The organism is Streptomyces sp. NPDC051286, from assembly GCF_044455345.1.
Lineage (GTDB): Bacteria > Actinomycetota > Actinomycetes > Streptomycetales > Streptomycetaceae > Streptomyces.
Genome location: NZ_JBITER010000006.1, coordinates 117,318 through 136,103, shown reverse-complemented (window position 1 = coordinate 136,103; position 18,786 = coordinate 117,318). Strand labels below are relative to the sequence as shown.

At 70.4% G+C, this 18,786-nt stretch carries 22 protein-coding genes; 13 read left to right on the top strand and 9 right to left on the bottom strand.

Translation table 11 applies throughout. The features are described from left to right. Positions 1-27: 27 nt before the first annotated feature. Complete coding sequence (locus ACIBB8_RS08960) at positions 28-318, bottom strand: hypothetical protein (protein WP_398949930.1); 291 nt, start codon at positions 316-318, stop codon at positions 28-30. On the opposite strand from ACIBB8_RS08960, the gene ACIBB8_RS08955 reads away from it, so the two are divergent. The 4 genes from ACIBB8_RS08955 (at position 317) to ACIBB8_RS08940 (ending at position 5,864) form a co-directional block, all read left to right on the top strand. After that, positions 317-514 carry a hypothetical protein gene (locus ACIBB8_RS08955; protein ID WP_398949928.1) on the top strand — a complete coding sequence of 66 codons (198 nt, stop codon included), beginning with the start codon at positions 317-319 and terminating at the stop codon, positions 512-514. The genes ACIBB8_RS08960 and ACIBB8_RS08955 overlap by 2 nt on opposite strands. Before the next feature lie 294 nt (positions 515-808). Beyond that, positions 809-2,674, top strand: a complete 1,866-nt coding sequence (locus ACIBB8_RS08950; protein ID WP_398949925.1) for a protein kinase — start codon at positions 809-811, stop codon at positions 2,672-2,674. A 457-nt stretch (positions 2,675-3,131) separates the two neighbouring features. Next, positions 3,132-4,973, top strand: a complete 1,842-nt coding sequence (locus ACIBB8_RS08945) for a gamma-glutamyltransferase family protein (protein ID WP_398949923.1) — start codon at positions 3,132-3,134, stop codon at positions 4,971-4,973. A 63-nt stretch (positions 4,974-5,036) separates the two neighbouring features. Then, positions 5,037-5,864: an inositol monophosphatase family protein gene (locus ACIBB8_RS08940; protein WP_398949921.1), complete on the top strand. Its 828-nt coding sequence runs from the start codon at positions 5,037-5,039 to the stop codon at positions 5,862-5,864. A gap of 182 nt (positions 5,865-6,046) precedes the next feature. On the opposite strand, the gene ACIBB8_RS08935 is transcribed toward ACIBB8_RS08940, so the two are convergent. Next, complete coding sequence (locus tag ACIBB8_RS08935; RefSeq protein WP_398949919.1) at positions 6,047-6,451, bottom strand: VOC family protein; 405 nt, start codon at positions 6,449-6,451, stop codon at positions 6,047-6,049. A 44-nt stretch (positions 6,452-6,495) separates the two neighbouring features. Then, on the bottom strand, positions 6,496-7,320 hold the full coding sequence (locus ACIBB8_RS08930) for a DUF4037 domain-containing protein (protein ID WP_398949917.1): 825 nt from the start codon (positions 7,318-7,320) through the stop codon (positions 6,496-6,498). A gap of 86 nt (positions 7,321-7,406) precedes the next feature. On the opposite strand from ACIBB8_RS08930, the gene ACIBB8_RS08925 reads away from it, so the two are divergent. Together ACIBB8_RS08925 and ACIBB8_RS08920 are read left to right on the top strand one after the other, a co-directional pair. Beyond that, entirely contained in the window at positions 7,407-8,822 is a 1,416-nt protein-coding gene (locus ACIBB8_RS08925) for a phytoene desaturase family protein (RefSeq protein WP_398949915.1), read from the top strand. Positions 8,823-8,999: 177 nt separating this feature from the next. Beyond that, the gene (locus tag ACIBB8_RS08920; protein ID WP_398949913.1) at positions 9,000-9,524 is read left to right on the top strand and encodes an O-acetyl-ADP-ribose deacetylase; all 525 of its coding nucleotides are present in this window, start codon (positions 9,000-9,002) and stop codon (positions 9,522-9,524) included. 270 nt (positions 9,525-9,794) lie between these two features. On the opposite strand, the gene ACIBB8_RS08915 is transcribed toward ACIBB8_RS08920, so the two are convergent. Then, complete coding sequence (locus ACIBB8_RS08915) at positions 9,795-10,208, bottom strand: winged helix-turn-helix transcriptional regulator (RefSeq protein WP_398949911.1); 414 nt, start codon at positions 10,206-10,208, stop codon at positions 9,795-9,797. A 286-nt stretch (positions 10,209-10,494) separates the two neighbouring features. Here ACIBB8_RS08915 and ACIBB8_RS08910 point away from each other — a divergent pair, with 286 nt between their 5' ends. After that, a complete protein-coding gene (locus tag ACIBB8_RS08910) occupies positions 10,495-11,388 on the top strand; it encodes an NADP-dependent oxidoreductase (RefSeq protein ID WP_398950104.1) in 894 nt (297 codons plus the stop codon). A 24-nt stretch (positions 11,389-11,412) separates the two neighbouring features. Here the strand turns inward: ACIBB8_RS08910 and ACIBB8_RS08905 are convergent, their stop codons facing one another. Together ACIBB8_RS08905 and ACIBB8_RS08900 are read right to left on the bottom strand one after the other, a co-directional pair. Further along, positions 11,413-11,538: a hypothetical protein gene (locus tag ACIBB8_RS08905; RefSeq protein WP_398949909.1), complete on the bottom strand. Its 126-nt coding sequence runs from the start codon at positions 11,536-11,538 to the stop codon at positions 11,413-11,415. Between the two features lie 193 nt (positions 11,539-11,731). Beyond that, positions 11,732-12,583 carry an SDR family oxidoreductase gene (locus ACIBB8_RS08900; protein ID WP_398949906.1) on the bottom strand — a complete coding sequence of 284 codons (852 nt, stop codon included), beginning with the start codon at positions 12,581-12,583 and terminating at the stop codon, positions 11,732-11,734. Between the two features lie 63 nt (positions 12,584-12,646). Between ACIBB8_RS08900 and ACIBB8_RS08895 the strand changes: the two genes are divergently transcribed. Next, on the top strand, positions 12,647-12,982 hold the full coding sequence (locus ACIBB8_RS08895) for a winged helix-turn-helix transcriptional regulator (RefSeq protein WP_398949904.1): 336 nt from the start codon (positions 12,647-12,649) through the stop codon (positions 12,980-12,982). Between the two features lie 22 nt (positions 12,983-13,004). Here the strand turns inward: ACIBB8_RS08895 and ACIBB8_RS08890 are convergent, their stop codons facing one another. Continuing rightward, complete coding sequence (locus ACIBB8_RS08890) at positions 13,005-13,190, bottom strand: winged helix-turn-helix transcriptional regulator (RefSeq protein WP_398950102.1); 186 nt, start codon at positions 13,188-13,190, stop codon at positions 13,005-13,007. Here ACIBB8_RS08890 and ACIBB8_RS08885 point away from each other — a divergent pair. Genes ACIBB8_RS08885 through ACIBB8_RS08875 form a run of 3 tightly spaced genes read left to right on the top strand, consistent with a single transcriptional unit; the run spans position 13,144 to position 15,673 of the window. Continuing rightward, complete coding sequence (locus ACIBB8_RS08885; RefSeq protein WP_398949902.1) at positions 13,144-13,620, top strand: macro domain-containing protein; 477 nt, start codon at positions 13,144-13,146, stop codon at positions 13,618-13,620. The two genes, ACIBB8_RS08890 and ACIBB8_RS08885, sit on opposite strands and share 47 nt — an antisense overlap. Before the next feature lie 49 nt (positions 13,621-13,669). Then, positions 13,670-15,142 (top strand): AlkA N-terminal domain-containing protein, encoded by a 1,473-nt coding sequence (locus ACIBB8_RS08880; RefSeq protein WP_398949900.1) that lies wholly within the window; start codon positions 13,670-13,672, stop codon positions 15,140-15,142. A gap of 12 nt (positions 15,143-15,154) precedes the next feature. Then, positions 15,155-15,673: a methylated-DNA--[protein]-cysteine S-methyltransferase gene (locus ACIBB8_RS08875; protein ID WP_398949897.1), complete on the top strand. Its 519-nt coding sequence runs from the start codon at positions 15,155-15,157 to the stop codon at positions 15,671-15,673. Between the two features lie 318 nt (positions 15,674-15,991). Here the strand turns inward: ACIBB8_RS08875 and ACIBB8_RS08870 are convergent, their stop codons facing one another. Further along, positions 15,992-16,576: a TMEM165/GDT1 family protein gene (locus tag ACIBB8_RS08870; RefSeq protein ID WP_398949895.1), complete on the bottom strand. Its 585-nt coding sequence runs from the start codon at positions 16,574-16,576 to the stop codon at positions 15,992-15,994. Positions 16,577-16,926: 350 nt separating this feature from the next. On the opposite strand from ACIBB8_RS08870, the gene ACIBB8_RS08865 reads away from it, so the two are divergent. Beyond that, complete coding sequence (locus ACIBB8_RS08865) at positions 16,927-17,337, top strand: (2Fe-2S) ferredoxin domain-containing protein (protein WP_398949893.1); 411 nt, start codon at positions 16,927-16,929, stop codon at positions 17,335-17,337. Here ACIBB8_RS08865 and ACIBB8_RS08860 read toward each other — a convergent pair. Next, a complete protein-coding gene (locus ACIBB8_RS08860) occupies positions 17,334-17,570 on the bottom strand; it encodes a hypothetical protein (RefSeq protein ID WP_398949891.1) in 237 nt (78 codons plus the stop codon). The two genes, ACIBB8_RS08865 and ACIBB8_RS08860, sit on opposite strands and share 4 nt — an antisense overlap. A gap of 308 nt (positions 17,571-17,878) precedes the next feature. On the opposite strand from ACIBB8_RS08860, the gene ACIBB8_RS08855 reads away from it, so the two are divergent. Beyond that, the gene (locus ACIBB8_RS08855; protein ID WP_398949889.1) at positions 17,879-18,688 is read left to right on the top strand and encodes a DeoR/GlpR family DNA-binding transcription regulator; all 810 of its coding nucleotides are present in this window, start codon (positions 17,879-17,881) and stop codon (positions 18,686-18,688) included. Positions 18,689-18,786 lie beyond the last annotated feature (98 nt).

The following is an 18,786-nucleotide window of genomic DNA, read 5'->3' as shown; positions in this document are numbered from 1 at the left end:
GGGGTCGGCGGGCGGGGCGCCGTCCCGTCAACTGCCTCTCGCCGGAGCGGTACTTCCCCGTTCGGCCCGGTCGGCGGTACCTGTATGGTGCGGGCCGCGCCGTGCCCACGCGGCGCGCGGCCGCCCGATTCGCAGGACCTGATGGGCGTCGGCGACCGCGGCGGCCTGGTCGGCGCCGCTCAGCGCGGTGCGCAGAGCGCGGGCGGCGAGCGCCAGGTCATCCGTCGGGCCACCGCAGGAGAGGGGCGACGCGCACTCCCGCAGCCCGCGCAGCAGCACGCCGAGCCCTTCGGGCGTGTCGGGCGTGCGATGCGTCATGAGCGCGGTGAGCCGGCGCTGCCGGGTGGCGAGCGCCCGGGTCGGCGGGTCGTCGGTGCGGGACTTCGTGGAGGGAACCGGCAGTGTGCACGTGGAAGGGATACTGACGCTCAACTACGTGCAGGTCCGCTGCGTGGCCGACATCGACCTGACGTCGCTCAGCGGCAGCGGACACCTGGTGGCGCTCGTGCCGTGATTCCCGGCGGCACGTGGCCGGTGTGAGGCGGGTCCTCGTACGCCGGTCGAGCGCACGATATGCTCGCCCGTCGCGCCGAGGGGCTCGCCGCGCTTCGACCTCCGTCCCGGCCTGCTCCAACTCGCCTGCAGCATTATCTGCTTGAGAAGACTTTGAACCTCATTATGAAACGATAAGTAACAATCGCCTCGCTCGTACAACGCGTCCTTCAACTTCACCAGGTACATCAACAGCGTCTATTCTCACCGAGATGCGCCGTTGACCAGGCGGGAAGAGCGGGGGAGTCACACCATCATGAGCGGTACGAACGGGGACGGACGCGACGAGCGGGACGACAGCGTCGACGGAGGTATCAAGCCGCTCGCCGTGAGCGATCCCGCGCGCATCGGGCCGTATCTGCTGCTCGGGCGGCTTGGTGCCGGTGGCATGGGGCGGGTGTTCCTCGCGCGGTCGGACAGCGGGCGGACCGTAGCCGTGAAGGTGGTGCACGAAGAGCACGTGTCCGACGAGCAGTTCAGGGCGCGGTTCCGGCGGGAGATCGAGGCGGCGCGAAGGGTTGATGAGCGGTACACGGCGCCGGTGCTCGACGCGGGTCCGGGCGACGAATCGCCGTGGGTCGCCACGGGGTACGTTCCCGGTCTCTCGCTTGAGCAAGTCGTCCGGCTGTATGGGCCGTTACCGACCGCGTCCCTGCACTTCCTCGCCGACGGGTTGCTGAAGGCGCTCAAAGACATTCACGGCGCCGGGATCGTGCACCGTGACCTGAAGCCCTCCAACGTGATGCTCACCGTGGACGGCACGAAGGTCATCGACTTCGGGATCGCGCGGGCGCTCGAGACGTCCGTCGAGTCCTTGTTGACCAGTACGGGCATGGTCATCGGCTCACCAGGGTTCATGTCGCCGGAGCAGGTTCGCGGGCAGCGCGCGGGGGTCAAGAGCGACGTGTTCACCCTCGGGTGCGTGCTGACGTATGCGGCTACGGGGCAGCTGCCGTTCGGGCAGGGGGCAAGCAATCAGCACGCGGTGATGTTCCAGATCGTGGAGGGCGAGCCCGACCTGACGCGTGTCGAGGACGCCGCGCTGCGGGCGCTCATCGCCCGGTGCCTGACGAAGGGCATCGACCAACGGCCTGACGTCGACGAGCTGTTGGATGACGCCGGGCGGCCGCGTCCCCGCGCTACGCGCAGTGCCTGGCTGCCTGCCGGTGTCGTTGCGCACCTCGCGCAGCAGTCCGCGCGGCTGCTCGACGCCGAGGCGGCGCCCCTGCGGGAGGAGCCCGTGGACCTGGCGACCGTCGGGCTGCGGCCGAAGGACGGGCCTCCCGAAGTCGTCCCGGCGGACAACGACACCACGACGCGACGGCGGGAGCACGAACAGCGGCCCCGCCGGCGCCACAGGCTCATCGTTCTGCCCATCGTTGCCGTCATTACCGTCGGCGGCGGCACGACCCTCCTGATCCAGCCCTTCTGGGGCGGCGGCGGGGACGGAACACAAGCTCAGTCACCGGGCAGCAGCGCGAGCGCCACTCCTGATGGAAGCAACTTGCCGAGCGCCCCGAGCAGTTCACCTTCCAAGGGAGGAAACCGGAAGGACGGGGGCGACGGCAAGGGTGAGGACGGCGAGAAGGGGCAGGGCGGCGAGAAGCGGCCGGGTAGGCCGAACGTCTTGGAGAGCGGCGGCAGTTCATCTGATGGCAACGCCGGATCCGGCAGTGGCGGCAGTTCATCCGGTGGCAACACCGGATCTGTCAGCGGCGGCACCGCAACCAGCGGCGCGTCCGGATCTACGGGGTCGTCTGGCTCTACGGGCTCGGACGGCGGAAACTCGTCAGGCTCCGGCGGCTCGTCCTCCGGCTCGCGGCCGCCCGCCATGAAGAGCTACAAGGCCGTGTACACCAACTCCTGCGTTGGCGCGTGTGACATGCCAATCAAGGTGAGCTGGTCGGCGATCTCCGGAGCGACCAGGTACGACATCCACTACACCAACACGGGCAGCAACTTCACCAAGAAGAACGTCGACGTCACCTACTCAACCGGCAGCACCAGCTACACGATCAAGGGACCGTACTCCGGTGACGAGATCTGCGTCACGGTGCGCGCGGCGAACAAGTATGGTGCCTCTGCCTGGGCTGAGACCTTGTGTGACACGGTGCCTTACTAACGGCCTGGTGCACGATAGCGAGCGGGCTCCCGGCGTCATGCGACTCCGCCTCCGGCGTTGTCATCGGTCGACGACTCCCCCATGGCCTTGAAGGCATGGGAGGGCCCCCTTCGCGTCGCCTCCCTCCTCCGCCTTGGATTCGAAGCCGCATGACGCCGCTCGCTGATCCACTCTCTATCGTGCACCAGGCCGTAACTGATTGTTTCGATGGAGTGGCCGACGATCCTCCTGCTGAAGGCATCCCTGATCGCGCACAGGTACAACTTCCCTTGTCACCCGATCGTGTATCAGGCCCCTTCGTGTCAGAGGTGGGGAAGAAGGGGCGCAGGGCGATTGATAGCCTGCTGGGGAGCACATGGAGGAGGGTTCTGGCCCGAATGCCCAGATTCTCCCCAGGGTCGATCCTGAGCGCCAAGCGGACTGGCCGAGGCCCGGAAACAGCGAGGTGAGAGGCCCTGTGTTCACGACCCGACCCACCCTCCAGGGCACCTTCGGCATGGTGTCCTCCACTCACTGGCTCGCCTCACAGTCCGCGATGGCCGTCCTGGAGGACGGCGGCAACGCCTACGACGCCGCCGTCGCCGCCGGATTCGTCCTGCACGTCGTCGAACCGCACCTCAACGGCCCGGCCGGTGAAGTGCCGATGATCCTGGCGCCCCAGGACGGCGACGTGCAGGTGCTCTGCGGTCAGGGCCCGGCCCCCGCGGGTGCCACCGTCGCTTACTACCGCTCCCTCGGTCTCGACCTCGTCCCCGGCACGGGACCGCTCGCCGCCGCGGTCCCCGGCGCGTTCGACGCCTGGATGCTGCTGCTGCGCGACTACGGCACCAAGTCGGTTGCCGAGGTGCTGCGGTACGCGATCGGATACGCGGAGGACGGCCACGCACCAGTCGAGCAGATCGGTCAGACCGTCGAGAGCGTCCGCGAGCTCTTCGAGACCGAATGGCAGTCCTCCGCCGACGTCTACCTCCCTGGCGGCACGTCCCCGAAGCCGGGGGAGCTGTTCCGCAACCCCGCACTCGCCGCGACCTGGCGCCGCCTGATCGCCGAGGCCGAGAAGTCGGGCGGCGACGACCGCACCGCCCGGATCGACGCCGCCCGGAAGATCTGGCGCGAGGGCTTCATAGCCGAGGCCCTGGTCCGCCAGGCCGCCCGGCCCACCGTGGACACCAGTGGCGCCCGCCACACCGGCACCCTCACCGCCGCCGACCTGGCCGGCTGGTCCGCGTCGTACGAGGCGCCCGCCACGTACGACTGGAACGGCTGGACGCTCGCCAAGGCCGGCGGCTGGAGCCAGGGCCCCGCCTTCCTGCAGCAGCTCGCCCTGCTCCCCGCCGAGCTTCCGCGGTACGGCTCCGCGGAGTACGTGCATCTGCTCATCGAGGGCTGCAAGCTCGCCATGGCCGACCGTGAGGCCTGGTACGGCGACGCCGCCGAGGTCCCCCTCGACATCCTGCTCTCGGAGCCGTACAACGCGGAGCGGCGCGCGCTCATCACCGACGAGGCATCGTACGAGCTGCGCCCCGGCAGCCCCGGGGGCCGCACCCCCGTCCTCAGCGGCCACGCGCACGCCGTCGCCGCGGGCGAGGCAGGCTTCGACGCCATGGGTATCCCGGCTGCGGGCGCCGGCGAGCCGACCGTGGCCAAGGGCGGCGCCGCTGCCGGTGAGCCGACCGTCGCAGCGGACGGCGCGACCCGCGGCGACACCTGCCACATCGATGTCGTCGACCGCTGGGGCAACATGGTCTCCGCCACCCCCAGCGGCGGCTGGCTGCAGTCCAACCCAATCGTGCCGGAGCTCGGCTTCCCGCTCGGCACCCGCCTCCAGATGGCGTGGCTCGATGAGGGCCTGCCGAACTCCCTCACCCCCGGCCGCCGCCCCCGCACCACCCTCACCCCGTCCCTCGCCCTGCGCGACGGCGTCCCGGTGATGGCCTTCGGTACCCCCGGAGGCGACCAGCAGGACCAGTGGCAACTGCACTTCTTCCTCGCTGTCGCCCTGCGCGCCGACGTACGCGGTGGACTCGACCTGCAGGGTGCCATCGACGCCCCGAACTGGCACAACGACAGCTTCCCCGGCTCGTTCTTCCCGCGTGGCATGCGGCCCGGCAGCGTCACCGTCGAAGAGCGCATGGATCCGGTGGTCGTCGAGGAGCTCCGCCGCCGGGGCCATGACGTCACCGTGGGCGACCCGTGGTCGGAAGGGCGGATGTGCGCCGTCGCCCGCGATCCGGAGACCGGGGTGCTCTCCGCCGCCGCGAACGCCCGCGGCATGCAGGGATACGCCGTCGGTCGCTGACCGGCCACCTCCACGTCATGACCAGGTCGTCGGGTTCCCGGTGGACCGTGCTTAGCTGGAGCCATGATCGATGACTTCCTTGCCGGGGACCTGACCGAGGTCGAGGAGGCGGTCCGCGCAGCGGCCGCCGCCGAGATCATGCCGCGCTACCGACAGCTCGCCGCACACGAGATCGTCGAGAAGAGCGGTCCGCACGACCTCGTCACCACCGCCGACCGCCTTGCCGAGGAACACCTCACCGCGTCCCTGACGCGGCTGCTCCCCGGTTCGGTGGTCGTCGGTGAGGAGGCGGTCCACGCCGATCCGAAGGTGTACGACGCCCTGGGTGGCGACGCACCGGTCTGGATCGTCGATCCGGTCGACGGGACCCGCCAGTTCGTCCGCGGCGAGCCCGGCTTCTGCACCCTCGTCGCCCTCGCCCACCGCGGCGAACTCCTTGCCTCCTGGACGTACGCCGCGGCCCTGAACGAGATGGCGGTCGCGGTACGCGGCCGGGGAGCCGTGCTCAACGGTGAGCCGATACGCTCCGGATCGCCCGCGCCCGGCGCCGCACTTGAAGTCGCGATGTCGCACCCCGACTACACCACCGACGCCCAGAAGCGGGCCCTGCTGGGCCTGTTCGTCGAGGGCATCCACGCCCGTCCGTGCGGCTCCGCGGGCCTCGAATACCTGGCCGTCGCCCGCGGCGACCAGGACGCGGTCGCCTTCAGCTGGGAGTACGCCTGGGACCATGCGGCGGGCCTGCTCCTGGTCACCGAGGCGGGCGGCGCCCAGGCCACGCTCTCGGGTGCCCCGTTCCGCATCGCCGGGGGCAACGAGCTGCCGTTCACGGCCGCGCGCGACAAGGCGACGGCCGAACGGATCCTGGCGGCGCTGCGCGCCGGGGGCTGACCTGCCCAGGCGGCCCCGGTCAGGCGATGAGCGCGAGGGTCACCGCGGCGGGCCGGGCCCGGGCCACCGGGTCGTGCGCCTGCTCATGGGCGGTGGTGTCCGTGAACCGGTCGACGTACCGCCCGGAACGGGGTCCGGTGGCCCGGTCGGCACACCCGCGGCACCAGAAGAGGCCGCAGCGGCTACGCCACCCGGTGCAGCACCAGGCAGAACGGGTGCCCAGCCGGGTCGGCATAGATCCGCCACGGCCGCTCCGCGTCCGCCTCCCCGCCCCCGCCCCCGTCGTCGAGCACGGTCGCGCCCGCCGCGACGACCTCCGCCTGCGCCGCGTCCAGATCGGGCACACCGAAGTCCAAGTGGAACTGCTGGGGCCGCGCAGGGTCCGGCCACTGCGGCGGGCGGTGGTCCGCCACCCGCTGGAACGCCAGGACGAGACCGGCGTCGGTGTGCAGCGTCGCCCAGTTCTCGTCGAGTGCCCACCGTCGGTCCGGCTCGTTCACCCGGCCGCCGAGGATCGACCGGTAGAACTCGGCCAGGCGTACGGGATCGGGGCAGTCGAGCACCACGCACTGAAGTTCGGCGATCATGCTGGGATCCTAAAATGGGCCCGGTCCCCGGCAGAACCCCTTTTTCACCCGAGAACCGCCCGCACGTCGCGGACCACGGACGCCGCCGTCTCCACCGCGGCCGAGTCCAGGCCGCGCAGCGCCCCACCGACCCGCTCGGCGAAGTCCGCCGGAGTCTGCGGCAGCAGCGCGGCCGCGGCCAGCGCCCCCTTCTCGTTCAGGCACCAGGTGCGGTGGTGGGCGTGGAGGGCCTGGGCCAGAATCCCGAATGCCCGTGACAGACAGAGCGCGACATGGAGCGTGTCCCCGGAGGACGCCGACTTGCGTGCCGCCATGACGGAAAAGTCCGCCTCCCACGCGGCGTCGCAGAGCGCCCTGCGCAGGGGTTCTGGATAGTCGCGCGTCTGCTGCTGAAGTTCCGTCAATTCGCCGTAGGGGTCGGCCAGTACGCGGCCCAGGGCGACCTCGCCGGGATAGCAGGGCGACCAGAAGCCCAGCGGATGGCCGGGCTGGACGCCCACCTCGAAGCGGCCCTCACCGCAGTCGGACCAGACGCTCTCGACCCGGTCCAGGTCGCGCAGGATCCAGTCCACCGCCGTGCCGTCCACCCGCAGCCAGGCGCCGCCGTTGACCCATGGACCCCAGCCGCCCGGACCGGCCACCTCCACCGGGGAGCCCTGCGCCTGAGAGGCGAGTGCGGTCAGGGCGACCAGGTCGAGTGTCCCGCGGTAGTAGACGCCGAGATCCCAGTCGGAGTCCGGGCGATGCGTCGAACGGGCGCGGCTGCCGCCGAGGGCGACGGCCCGGATGCCGGACACCGTGGTCAGCCGGGCCGCCATGTCGTCGACCATCGATGCGCGAGTTCGTTCCGCTGCCGATTCCGTATTCATCGGCCCGGACGGTACCCGCGGTTCGGCTGTCGGCGCAGCGGAATATCCTGGAGTTTCTTGCCGTCGGCTGACGAAGGAGTCCGAAGGTGCCATCGATGCTCGATGCCGTCGTCGTGGGGGCGGGCCCCAACGGACTGACCGCCGCAGCCGAACTGGCCCGCCGGGGCTTCTCCGTGGAAGTGTTCGAGGCGCAGGAGACGGTCGGGGGCGGCGCCCGTACCGAGGAGCTCACACTCCCCGGCTTCCGCCACGACCCGTGTTCAGCCGTGCATCCGCTGGGCATCGGCTCTCCCGCGTTCGCCCGAATGCCGCTCGGTCGGCACGGCCTGGAGTGGCTCCAGCCCGAGCTGTCGCTCGCTCACCCTTTCCCGGACGGCTCCGCCGCCGTGCTCACCGGTTCGGTGGGGGAGAGCGCCATGTCACTCGGACCGCAGGACGCGGGGGCGTACCGAAGGCTGCTTGCCCCGTACCTCGGCCACTGGGACACGCTCGCGGAGGACTTCCTGCGCACGCCGTGGATCGGGCTGCCGCGCGACCCGTACCGCTGGGTCCGGTTCGGGCTGGATGCGATCCAGCCCGCCACGCTCCTCGCCCGCCGGTTCCGGGGTGCGAAGGCGCGCGGCCTGTTCGCCGGGCTCGCCGCCCACGCCATAGCCCCCACCAGCGGCCTTGCGACCGGCGGCATCGCGCTGCTCTTCGCCGTCGCCGCCCATGAGAACGGCTGGCCGGTGCCGCGCGGCGGCTCACAGGCCATTTCCGACGCCCTCGCCTCGTACGTAGGTGAACTGGGCGGCACGATCCGTACCGGCACGGAGGTCAAGCGCCTCGACGAACTCCCGCCCGCCCGCGCCTATGTCTTCGACACCTCGCCGACCGCCCTCGCGCGGATCGCCGGACTGGGCCGCGCCTACCGCGACTACCGGTACGGCGCCTCCTGCTTCAAGATCGACTATGCGCTGTCGGGCCCCGTCCCCTGGACCGCGGAGGAGGCCCGGCGGGCCGGCACGGTCCATATCGGGCCCACGGCAGGCGAGATCGACAGCGCGATGCGGGCAGCCGTGGCAGGCCGCGACCCGAGCGTGCCGTTCCTGATCACCGCACAGCCCAGCCTGGTCGACCCGTCCCGCGCGCCCGAGGGCCGTCACGTCTTCTGGGTGTACGGACATGTCCCGGCGGGCTGGGAGGGCGACGCCACCGAGGTCATCGAGAGGCAGTTGGAGCGGTTCGCCCCCGACTTCCGTGATCTGGTCCTCGCCCGCGCCGTCGCAGGCCCTCCCCAACTCGCCGCGCGCAACGCCAATTACGTCGGCGGTGACATCGCGTGCGGTGCGTTCGCCGGTCTGCAGACGGTGATCCGGCCCAAGCTCGCCCGCGTGCCGTACGCGACGGCGCACCCGGCGGTGTTCCTGTGCTCCTCGGCCACCCCGCCCGGGCCCGGCGTGCACGGGATGTCCGGCCACCACGCGGCCAAGGCGGTGTGGCGCAGGCTCCGCGCGACCTGAGGGCAGGCCGAACAGGCTGCGCGGCAAGGCGCCCGACCACACCGCCCCGCGAACCTCGGCTGCCACCGGCGTCCTGCCCGGCCGGTCATGCGGCACACCTGGCGCCCTGCAGGTGAACGCGCGGTACGGCGCAGCTCCCGTCCCGCGAAGCAGCCCCGGGAACGGCATGATGGGAGCATGCGTAGACCCCCGCATGTCACGGTGACCCTGGTCCGCGGCGACATCACCCTGCAGTCCGTCGATGCCATCGTCAATGCCGCGAACTCCTCGCTGCTCGGCGGCGGCGGAGTCGACGGCGCGATCCACCGGCGTGGCGGCCCGGAGATCCTCGCCGCCTGCCACGAGCTGCGCGCCTCGCAGTACGGAAAAGGGCTACCGACCGGCCAGGCGGTAGCGACCACGGCAGGGAAGCTCGACGCCCGATGGGTGATCCATACGGTCGGCCCGATATACCAGGTTTCAGGCAATGATCCTTCGCTTCTTGCCTCCTGCTACCGGGAGTCGCTTCGCGTAGCCGACGAGCTGGGCGCCCGGACGGTCGCGTTCCCGGCGATCTCCACCGGTGTGTACCGGTGGCCCATGGACGATGCGGCTCGTATTGCAGTGGAGACGGTGCGGAACACACCGACAGCGGTCGAAGAGGTGCGGTTCGTCCTCTTCGACGACCGTGCGTACGAGGCGTTCGTTCGGCAACTCGGCTAACGGAAACCATGGTCGGATTGACCCACCGCGCCTGAGCCCCCTGTCAGACGGGTTCGGTAAGGGCGGAGTCCCAAGCGGGGGCGTCGGCCTTTACGGCCTGGTGCACGATAGCGAGCGGGCTCCCTATCGTGCACCAGGCCGTTACCGCGTTGTTAACGTTGGCTGCCCATCACCGCACCGAGAGCCCTCCCGGAAATCTCGGGTGGAGGATCGGGCAAGATCTTTATCCGCACCGCGCAGGTTCTTGGGGGCCGTCCCACGGCTGTCGTGTCAGCCTGTCACGGCTGCCTCGTCGAAGTGGGAGCGGTTCTGGCAGATCTCGTCGTGGTGGGTGCCGGCCCAGTCGATCAGCGCGGTGACGGCGTCGAGCAAGGTGGCGCCCAGATCGGTCAGTGCATACTCCACCCGCGGCGGCACCTCAGGGTAGGCGGTTCGGGTGACCAGACCATCGCGTCGCAGTTGGCGCAGGGTGTGCGTGAGCATGCGCTGGGAGATCCCCGCGATGGAACGCTGCAGGTCGGTGTAGCGCAGGGGCCCGTGTTCCAGGGTGCCGATCACGAGCACGGTCCACTTGTCGCCGGCTCGTTCCACGATCTGCCGGATGGTCTCGCCTTGCTCCACCGGCCAGCGAGCGCAGGGGCCCGACAATGCGGCGGCCCGCCCGTCCATCGCCGTGTCGTGCATGACGCACCTGTCCTTCCCGTTCCGCACACGCGTGTGCCTTTTGCGGGCATTTCCATTCTGACTCATCATGGCGTTACGCACCAACGGTAAGAAACCACGTCACGGGCGTGCGATAGGGAAGGCCCCTGGCTCGACCACGCTGCGCACCCCAAGCAGCCCTGTGCATGCCGCCCCGGCTCCTTCAAAGGGCCCGCCGGCAGCAGGATCGAAGCTGTCGCCCGCCAGCGAGACGTGACCACCAGATATTCGGCGGCGCTCCGGCCGCTTCAGGAGGAAAACCATGTCCATGCGCGCTGCAACCGTTTCCCGCTTCGGCGGGCCCGACGCAGTTGAGATCACCGAGCACCCGGTACCCATGCCAGGCCCTGGGCAGGTGCGGATCAAGGTGGCGGCAGCCGCGCTGAATCCGGTGGACGCGGCCATGCGTTCCGGCGTCTTCGGCGGCGAGGAGCGCATCGGCCTGGGCTGGGACGTCGCCGGAACCGTCGACGCCGTCGGACCCGGCGTCACCTGGTCGGCCGACGACCGCGTCATCGCCCTGGCCACCGGCCACCACACGCCGCTCGGCACCCACGCCGACTATGTCGTCCTGGACGCCGACACCCTCGCGCCGGCTCCCACGACCCTCGACGACACCCACGCCGCGACGCTGCCCCTGAACACGACGACCGCCGCCCAGGCGCTGCGCCTGCTCGCCCTCGTCCCCGGGCAGAGCCTGCTGGTCACCGGAGCAGGTGGCGGCGTCGGCGCCCACACCGTGGAACTTGCCCACCAGCAGGGACTGGAGGTCACCGGGCTCGCCTCCGCCGACTACAAGGAATTCCTCATCTCCCGTGGCGCCGACCACTTCCTGGCCCGCGGACAGGCCCTCGCACCGGCCGGCTTCGACGGTGTCCTCGACGCCGCGGGGCTGGGGTCCGACGCGCTCGCCGCCGTCCGTGACGGCGGTGCCTACGCCGGTCTGTGGCCCGGTCAGGAGCCCCGCTCCGAGCGTGGCATCCGCGTCGGTGCCCTCAGCGTGCAGGCCGACGGCGCCCTGCTGACCGAACTGTCCCGCCTCGCCGACCAGGGCGTGCTGCTGGCCCGCGTCGCACAGACCTACCCTCTCCACGCCGCAGTCGAGGCCCATGCACGGCTGGCCGAAGGCGGCCTGCGCGGACGGATCGTCCTCATCCCCTGAGGCGTTCAGCCGCCTCGCCTGCCTTCACCTGTGCGCCGCGACGGTCCGAGTGAAGTCTTTGACCCAGATCATCGAGGCGCGCAGGCGGTAGCCGGCGGCGAGGCCGGCCTGGCCGCCGCCGATCACCACCACCTGCGAGGCCGGTGTCATGCGGTCGGTTGCTCTTCGGCCGTCCGGCCGGGCATGAAGCTGAGTGCCATTAGTGCCAGGCCGACCACGGCGCCGACGAGCTGCATGCCGGCGAGCCCGCGCCGATCGGAAAACGAAGACCCAGGACCGGAGTTCATGCTCCGTGACCTGGGCCTTTCGTCTCTCTGACCTGGTGTGCGGTCGGCGATTTTGGTCAGAGCCCGATGTCAGCCAACCACTGGCTCGCGGTCCGAGGTGTCATGCCGAGGAGCTCCTGGGCGGAGCGTTCGGCTGTGATCGAGTGGTCCGGCAGCGCACTCTTGGCCTTGTAGCTGGCGGCGACGCCGGCGGCGGGGCCCTCCCCGATCAGGGGCGCGATGGATGCGCCGAAGGCGTCGGGAGTGAGCGCCTCGTAGGCCACGTCCCGCCCGAGCCAGCTGGCGAATGCCCCGGCCAGTTCCTCTCCCGTGATCGCCGGGTACTGCCCGACGGAGACAACACCAGTGACATCCGGGCGCTCGAACAGCGCGGCGGCGACGTCGGCGATGTCCAGGTGCGAGGACCAGGAGACGCGGAAGCCGGCGGGCAGCGGGTAGCGCAGCACGCCCTGCTCGCGGACCGCTTCGAACACCGGCGGCAGGAGCAGGTTCTCGAAGAACAGCCGGGGCTCGATCACCGCATAGGACACCTTGCTGTCCGCCAGCCCGTTGATCAGCGTCGAGACCGCGCTCTCGGCCGGATCACCGGTCTCGGGGACGTCGACGCCGCTGGTGGAGAACACCACGCGGGCCGGCCGAGCCTCGCGGACGGCGGCGACGATGTTGCGCGCATAAGCCAGGCGGTCCTCTTCCGAGGCCAGGGGCAGGTGGACGAACACTCCCTCGGCGTCGCGGTAGGCCCGGGTCAGGTCCGCGGTGGAGGAGTAGTCGACGGCCACCACCTGCGCGCCGGGTACAGCAGCGGCCGCGTTTCGGGTCAAGGCAATGACGGACTTGCCCGCGGCAGTGAGGGCGGCAACGACAGGAGCACCTTGGGCGCCGGTGGCGCCATGAATCACGTAGGTCATGTCCCCATTAGTGCATGCAATGCGCCAGTTACATCAACTGCACTAATGGACTATGCTCCAAAAATGTCCCACCCCCATCCGCCCGACTGCGGTGTCGCCCGGTTCCTCAACCTGCTCAGCGGGCCCTGGGCCACCCTCATCGTGCGCGAACTCCTGCACGGCCCTCACCGCTTCACCGAACTGCGCAATGCCCTGCCCGGCATCAGCCCGCACACCCTCACGAGCCGACTGCGCCAGTTCGAGGCCTATGGCATCGTCACCCGCACCACCTACGCGGAGATCCCCCCACGCGTCGAATACCGCCTCACCCCCGTCGGTGAGGGACTGCGCGACGTCCTCGAGGCCATGGCCGCCTGGGCCCTGTCGATCCCGGATGCCGAAGCCGACGTCGCTGTGTGACGCACGGGCCCGGCAGCATTCCTCAGGGCAGGACCGCAGTGCCGACCGTCCTGGCGGGCGGGATCCGGGCGCGGCTTCGATGAATCAGCGACGGCAGCGTGTGCCCGAGCGGGGGCAGCTCGTACTCGCCTCTGGGCGGCGCCTCGGCGTACACATTGCGTGTGACGAGGCCGTCGCGTGTCCGCCAGCGGCACGACGCCAAGATCACCACCGTGGAGATCGAGGACGAGTCCGGCAAGAAGGTCCCGCACCTGGCCACACTCGAGAATCCCGGGTCACAGACACAGCTCCGCGCCTCTGACAAATCCGGAGCGGTTCAGTTCGCTTCGAGTACGGAGAGGAGTTCCCGGCTCGTTCACACCGTCGGGCCGGTATGGAGCAGCGCCGAGGACCGTTCCGCGCTGCTGGCCTCCTGTTACCGGGAAGCAATGCGGGTGGCCGCCGAGCTGGGTGCGGGGACCGTTGCCTTCCCCACGATCTCGACCGGCATCTACGGCTGGCCCCTGGACGACGGCGCGCGGATCGCCGTTCGCACGGTCCTGGCGGAGGCGGGAGCTCCGGTGGAGGAGGTGCGGTTCGCTCTGTTCGACGCACATGCGTACACGGAGTTCGAACAGGCCCTGGCAGCGGAAGGCTGATGTCGGATTTCCGCCAGCCCGGCACTGTCGGGTGGCTCATGCTTGAGCCATGTACACCGACACCGAGCGCTGCGTACGGGCCGTCCAGTCCAAGGACGCCCGCTTCGACGGCTGGTTCTTCACGGCGGTCCTGACCACCAGGATCTACTGCCGTCCGAGCTGCCCTGTCGTACCGCCCAAGGTCGAGAACATGACCTTCTACCCCAGTGCCGCCGCCTGCCAGCAGGCCGGTTTCCGGGCGTGCAAACGGTGCCGGCCCGACACCAGCCCCGGTTCCCCGGAGTGGAACGCCCGCGCCGACTCCGTCGCCCGTGCGATGCGACTCATCGGGGACGGGGTCGTCGACCGCGAGGGTGTGCCGGGGCTGGCCGCCCGGCTCGGCTACTCCGCCCGGCAGATCGAGCGGCAGCTGCTCGCCGAGCTGGGTGCCGGTCCGCTCGCCCTGGCCCGCGCCCAGCGCGCCCAGACCGCCCGGCTGCTCATCGAGACGACTGAACTCCCCATGGCCGACGTGGCGTTCGCGGCCGGTTTCTCGTCCGTCCGTACCTTCAACGACACCGTCCGCGAGGTCTTCGCGCTCGCGCCGAGTGAGCTGCGCACCCGCGCCGCCCGGTCCGCGAAACCGCCGGCGACGCCGGGAGTGATCACGCTTCGGCTGCCGTACCGGGCCCCGCTCACTCCCTCCAACCTCTTCGGTCATCTCGCCGCGACCGCGGTCCCCGGCGTCGAGGAGTGGCGCGACGGCGCCTACCGCCGGACGCTCGCTCTCCCGTACGGGCACGGCATCGTCGCCCTCACTCCGCGCCCCGACCACATCGCGTGCCGGCTCTCGCTCACCGACCCGCGCGATCTCACCCTCGCCATCAGCCGCTGCCGCTGGCTGCTCGACCTGGACGCCGACCCGGTGGCCGTCGACGATCAGCTGCGGGCCGATCCGCTGCTTGCTCCGCTGGTCGACAAGGAGCCGGGGCGGCGGGTGCCGCGTACCGTCGACGGGGCGGAGTTCGCCGTACGAGCGGTGCTCGGCCAGCAGGTCTCGACCGCTGCCGCCCGCACCCACGCGGCCCGCCTGGTCACCGCCCACGGCGTCCCCGTCGACGACCCCGAGGGCGGTCTCACCCACCTCTTCCCGACTCCGGAAGCGCTCGCCGGGCTCGACACCGAGCAGCTCGCGCTGCCGCGCAGCCGTCGCACCACCCTCACGACCCTCGTCGGCGCTCTCGCCGACGGCTCGCTGCAACTCGGCACCGACACCGACTGGGAGAGGACCCGGACCGAACTCATCACCCTGCCAGGTTTCGGCCCCTGGACCGTCGAGGTCATCGCGATGCGAGCGCTCGGCGACCCGGACGCCTTCCTCCCCACCGACCTCGGCATCCGACGGGCCGCGGAGGAACTCGGTCTCCCGTCGACCCCCGCGGCGCTGACCGCACGCGCGGCGGCCTGGCGTCCCTGGCGGGCGTACGCGGTCCAGTACCTTTGGACCGTCGACGATCACCCCATCAATCACCTTCCCGTATAAGGGAGTTCACTCATGACTGCGACACGCGCCGCGACCCGGCAGCACACGGTCGTCGACAGCCCGTACGGTCCATTGACCCTCGTCGCCACCGACGGCGTCCTCTCGGGCCTCTATATGACCGGGCAGCGACACCGCCCGCCCGAGGAAACCTTCGGCGACCCGGACCCGCGTCCCTTCACGGAGACGATCCGCCAGCTGGACGCCTACTTCGCGGGCGAGCTGCGGGAGTTCGACCTGCCCCTGCAGCTGGACGGCACCCCGTTCCAGCGCAGCGTCTGGGAACAGCTCCGGTCGATCCCGTACGGCGAGACACGCTCGTACGGGGAACTCGCCGAAAACCTGGGCAAGCCGGGTGCTTCCCGCGCTGTGGGCCTGGCCAACGGCAAGAACCCGGTCGGGATCATCGTCCCCTGCCACCGGGTCATCGGAGCGTCGGGCAGTCTCACCGGCTACGGCGGCGGACTCGACCGCAAGCAGCGACTGCTGGCCTTCGAGAACGGAACGGAGGCCGACGCACCGGCACTCTTCTAGGGTGTGTTTCGGAAGCGGCGTCGCCCGCCCGTAGGGCGGCCCAGGCGTCGCCTGGCAGGCGGGACTTCCGAAACACGCCCTGGACACGCCGAAGCCCGGCGGACGCACGGGGCGGCCGTCGGGCTTCGTGGTGGCTGCGTCATGGAACCGGCTCAGAGCCTGTCGGGTGACCTCTGATCGGGCGGCCACGCCCTGGCACGCACGCTTCCCGCGTTGCCGAAATGCCCTAGTAGCTCCGCTACGAGGACCTTCCAGCGCCTTGGAACCGCACGCACCAGACCGCGTCCGCTTTCCGATCGAAGGTCACCCGACAGGCTCTCAGGCCATGAATATCTCGACGACCGACCAGATCGCCAGCCCCAGCATGCACAGGCCACCGATGCGCTGCACCGTCTTGAGCGGCACCCGCTTGGCGATGAAGCGCCCGGCGACCAGCGCCAGCGCCGAGACGGACATCAGAGCGGCCGCGGACCCGATGGCCGTGGACCAGGTGCCGTTGCTGGCGGCCAGGTTGGCGGTGGTGATCTGGGTGAGGTCACCCCATTCGCTGATGAACACCGCCATGAACGCGGTCGAGTAGACCGGCCAGAAGCCGGTCACGGTCCTGGTTTCGCTTTCCTCGTCGCCGTCGCCGCCCCCGTCGCGCAGCAGCATGAACGCGCCGAAGCCGAAGAGGGCGGCCGAGACGAGCTTGACGATCCAGTCGGGCAGCAGCCCGATCAGACCGCCCGCGCCGACGGCGATCGCGACATGCACGAGGAACGCGGACGAGGTACCGAACCAGACGTAGAGCGGCCGCATGCGCGTGCCCATGGCCAGCGACGCGAACATGGTCTTGTCGGGGAGTTCCGCGAGGAAGATCAGCCCGAAGGCGGTGACGATCGCCAGGGGGTCGAGATGCATTCCGGATGGCTTTCTGTGAGAGCCGGGCCCGGGCCTTTCCGCGAAGCGCCACTCGGGCTTTTCGGAGGACCACTCGGCCCGGCATGACCGCAGCGCCCACAGGGTGTGGGCGTGTCATACCTGACCGAAGGTCTCGCCCGCCCGTAATGATCTACGAGCCCGGCCGCCGGGAACCCGGGGGTTCCAGTGTGTCGACGACCGGTTTGCGGGGCTACTCCCCTTCGCAGTCCCCCACCTTACCGCACCGGTTCACTCGGCCGCCGAGAGAGGGGGTGCAGGTGTTCGATTGCGGAGAGTACTCGATAGGGTCCCACGGTGATCATCCGCGCCACCACCTGGAGCGTTCCCGCATGAGCCGCCGCACGCGCAAGGCCGCCGCGCCCGCCCAGGGCGCGCCCCGCCCCACCGTCAGCGTCTGCCGCGGCTGCTGCTGTGGTACGCCGAAGATCCCGGACGTGGACCATGCCGGACAGCTCGCCACGCTGCGCCGGTCGCTCGGCGAGGTCGCCACGGTGCGGGCCGTCGAATGTCTGGACGCGTGCGAGCAGGCCAATGTGATGGTCGTGCAGCCGTCGGCCGAGGGCAGGCGGGCGGGTGGCCGCCCGGTCTGGCTCGGGCTGGTCAACGACCCGGATGCCGTCGCCGACATCGTCACCTGGGTCGAGGCGGGCGGCCCCGGCCTCGCGGACGCCCCCGACATTCTCGACCTCTACATGTTCCGGCCCTCGCGCCGCATCGCGCAGGAACTGGACAGGGCCTAAGGGCCGACCCGAAGCTCCTTCTCCCAGGTGCGGTCGGGGAAGTCCGCCGCAAGCGGGGCGATCTCCGGGAGGTGGTCCTCCAGCGCGAAGTGCCCGGTGTCGAAGAGGTGCGGTTCGGCGTCGGGCAGACCGCGCAGATAGGCGCGGGCGCCGGGTTCGGCAGAAGAGCATGTCGTTATGGCCCCGGACGACGAGTGCCGGTGGTGTGTGCTTGCGCAGCCAGGCCTGCGCACTGGGTGCGCACATGACCGGAGGCGGCTTCGGCGGGTCCGTGATCACCTTGTGGAGACCGCGATGCCGCCGCGGATCCAGGACGACCTCACGCGCGTGTTCAGTGCCCCGGGATTCCTTGCACCACGCTGCTTCGGCGCAATGCCCGCGGCGGGTGCCGGCCGGATCGGCTGACGAGGTCCGCACCGGACGGCCGGGGTCACGTTGCCCTGCCTTGCGGTAGTCTGCATTTGTTGAATTGTGATGCTTTCCGTGTGTCTATCATGACGTTCATGGTGGGGTCGACACACAGACGATCAGGGATGGGCTTGTGACGGACGCAGGACTGCTCGCACCCCAGCGCAGGGCACTGATTCTCGACATCGTGCGCCGCGACGGAGCCGTGCGTGTGGCCGACCTCGTCGACCAGCTCGGGGTCTCGGACATGACCATCCGCCGCGACCTGGACGCCCTGGCCCGCGCCGGCTCCGTGGAGAAGGTGTACGGCGGCGCCGTGGCGACATCCGGGACCACCGCCGACGAGCCGGGGTTCGAGGCCAAGTCCAGACTCGAATCCACGGCCAAGGCGGCCGTGGCCACGGCCGCGGCCGCCCTCGTGGAACCGGGAAGCGTGGTCGCAATCTCCGCGGGGACGACGACCTACGCCGTGGCGGAGCGACTCCTGCACGTCCCCCGTCTCACGGTGGTGACCAACTCACTGCCCGTCGCCGATCTCCTGCGGGCCGCAGGCCGGGAACAGGGCGCCGCTGCTCCGACACTGCTGCTGACGGGCGGCGCCCCCACCAGGTCGGCCGCCCTGGTCGGCCCGCTGGCCGACCAGGCCATCCGCTCCTTGCATGTGGATCTGCTGGTCATCGGGGCCCACGGCGTGTCCGAGCACGCGGGCCTGACGACTCCGAACCTCGCCGAGGCACAGACCAACCAGGCCTTGATCTCCTCCGCCAGGCGGGTCGCCGCGGTCGCGGATCACAGCAAGTGGGGCGTCGTGGGCCTCAGCCGGTTCGCCGCCCTGGCCGAGATCGACTACTTCGTCTCGGACGACGGCCTCGACGAACAGGCGCGGTCAGTGCTCACCGAGTCCGTGGGCGAGCTGATCCTCGCGGACACCAGCAGGCCCTGACCACTCCTCCGCTCCGACCACCGAAGAGATCGGCCGCCGTCCTCGGTCTCCGCCGACTGATCAGCCTCGGATACACCCGGTCCGGCACCACCTGGCAC

Bases quoted from the DNA above. Each gene is read 5' to 3' on its own strand.
- ACIBB8_RS08930 (WP_398949917.1), bottom strand. From the start codon at position 7,320: ATGAATACGGAATCGGCAGCGGAACGAACTCGCGCATCGATGGTCGAC.
- ACIBB8_RS08920 (WP_398949913.1), top strand. From the start codon at position 9,000: ATGCGTAGACCCCCGCATGTCACGGTGACCCTGGTCCGCGGCGACATC.
- ACIBB8_RS08955 (WP_398949928.1), top strand. From the start codon at position 317: ATGAGCGCGGTGAGCCGGCGCTGCCGGGTGGCGAGCGCCCGGGTCGGC.
- ACIBB8_RS08960 (WP_398949930.1), bottom strand. From the start codon at position 318: ATGACGCATCGCACGCCCGACACGCCCGAAGGGCTCGGCGTGCTGCTG.
- ACIBB8_RS08915 (WP_398949911.1), bottom strand. From the start codon at position 10,208: ATGCACGACACGGCGATGGACGGGCGGGCCGCCGCATTGTCGGGCCCC.
- ACIBB8_RS08875 (WP_398949897.1), top strand. From the start codon at position 15,155: ATGACTGCGACACGCGCCGCGACCCGGCAGCACACGGTCGTCGACAGC.
- ACIBB8_RS08935 (WP_398949919.1), bottom strand. From the start codon at position 6,451: ATGATCGCCGAACTTCAGTGCGTGGTGCTCGACTGCCCCGATCCCGTA.
- ACIBB8_RS08950 (WP_398949925.1), top strand. From the start codon at position 809: ATGAGCGGTACGAACGGGGACGGACGCGACGAGCGGGACGACAGCGTC.
- ACIBB8_RS08910 (WP_398950104.1), top strand. From the start codon at position 10,495: ATGCGCGCTGCAACCGTTTCCCGCTTCGGCGGGCCCGACGCAGTTGAG.
- ACIBB8_RS08900 (WP_398949906.1), bottom strand. From the start codon at position 12,583: ATGACCTACGTGATTCATGGCGCCACCGGCGCCCAAGGTGCTCCTGTC.
- ACIBB8_RS08880 (WP_398949900.1), top strand. From the start codon at position 13,670: ATGTACACCGACACCGAGCGCTGCGTACGGGCCGTCCAGTCCAAGGAC.
- ACIBB8_RS08940 (WP_398949921.1), top strand. From the start codon at position 5,037: ATGATCGATGACTTCCTTGCCGGGGACCTGACCGAGGTCGAGGAGGCG.
- ACIBB8_RS08895 (WP_398949904.1), top strand. From the start codon at position 12,647: ATGTCCCACCCCCATCCGCCCGACTGCGGTGTCGCCCGGTTCCTCAAC.
- ACIBB8_RS08865 (WP_398949893.1), top strand. From the start codon at position 16,927: ATGAGCCGCCGCACGCGCAAGGCCGCCGCGCCCGCCCAGGGCGCGCCC.
- ACIBB8_RS08905 (WP_398949909.1), bottom strand. From the start codon at position 11,538: ATGACACCGGCCTCGCAGGTGGTGGTGATCGGCGGCGGCCAGGCCGGC.
- ACIBB8_RS08870 (WP_398949895.1), bottom strand. From the start codon at position 16,576: ATGCATCTCGACCCCCTGGCGATCGTCACCGCCTTCGGGCTGATCTTC.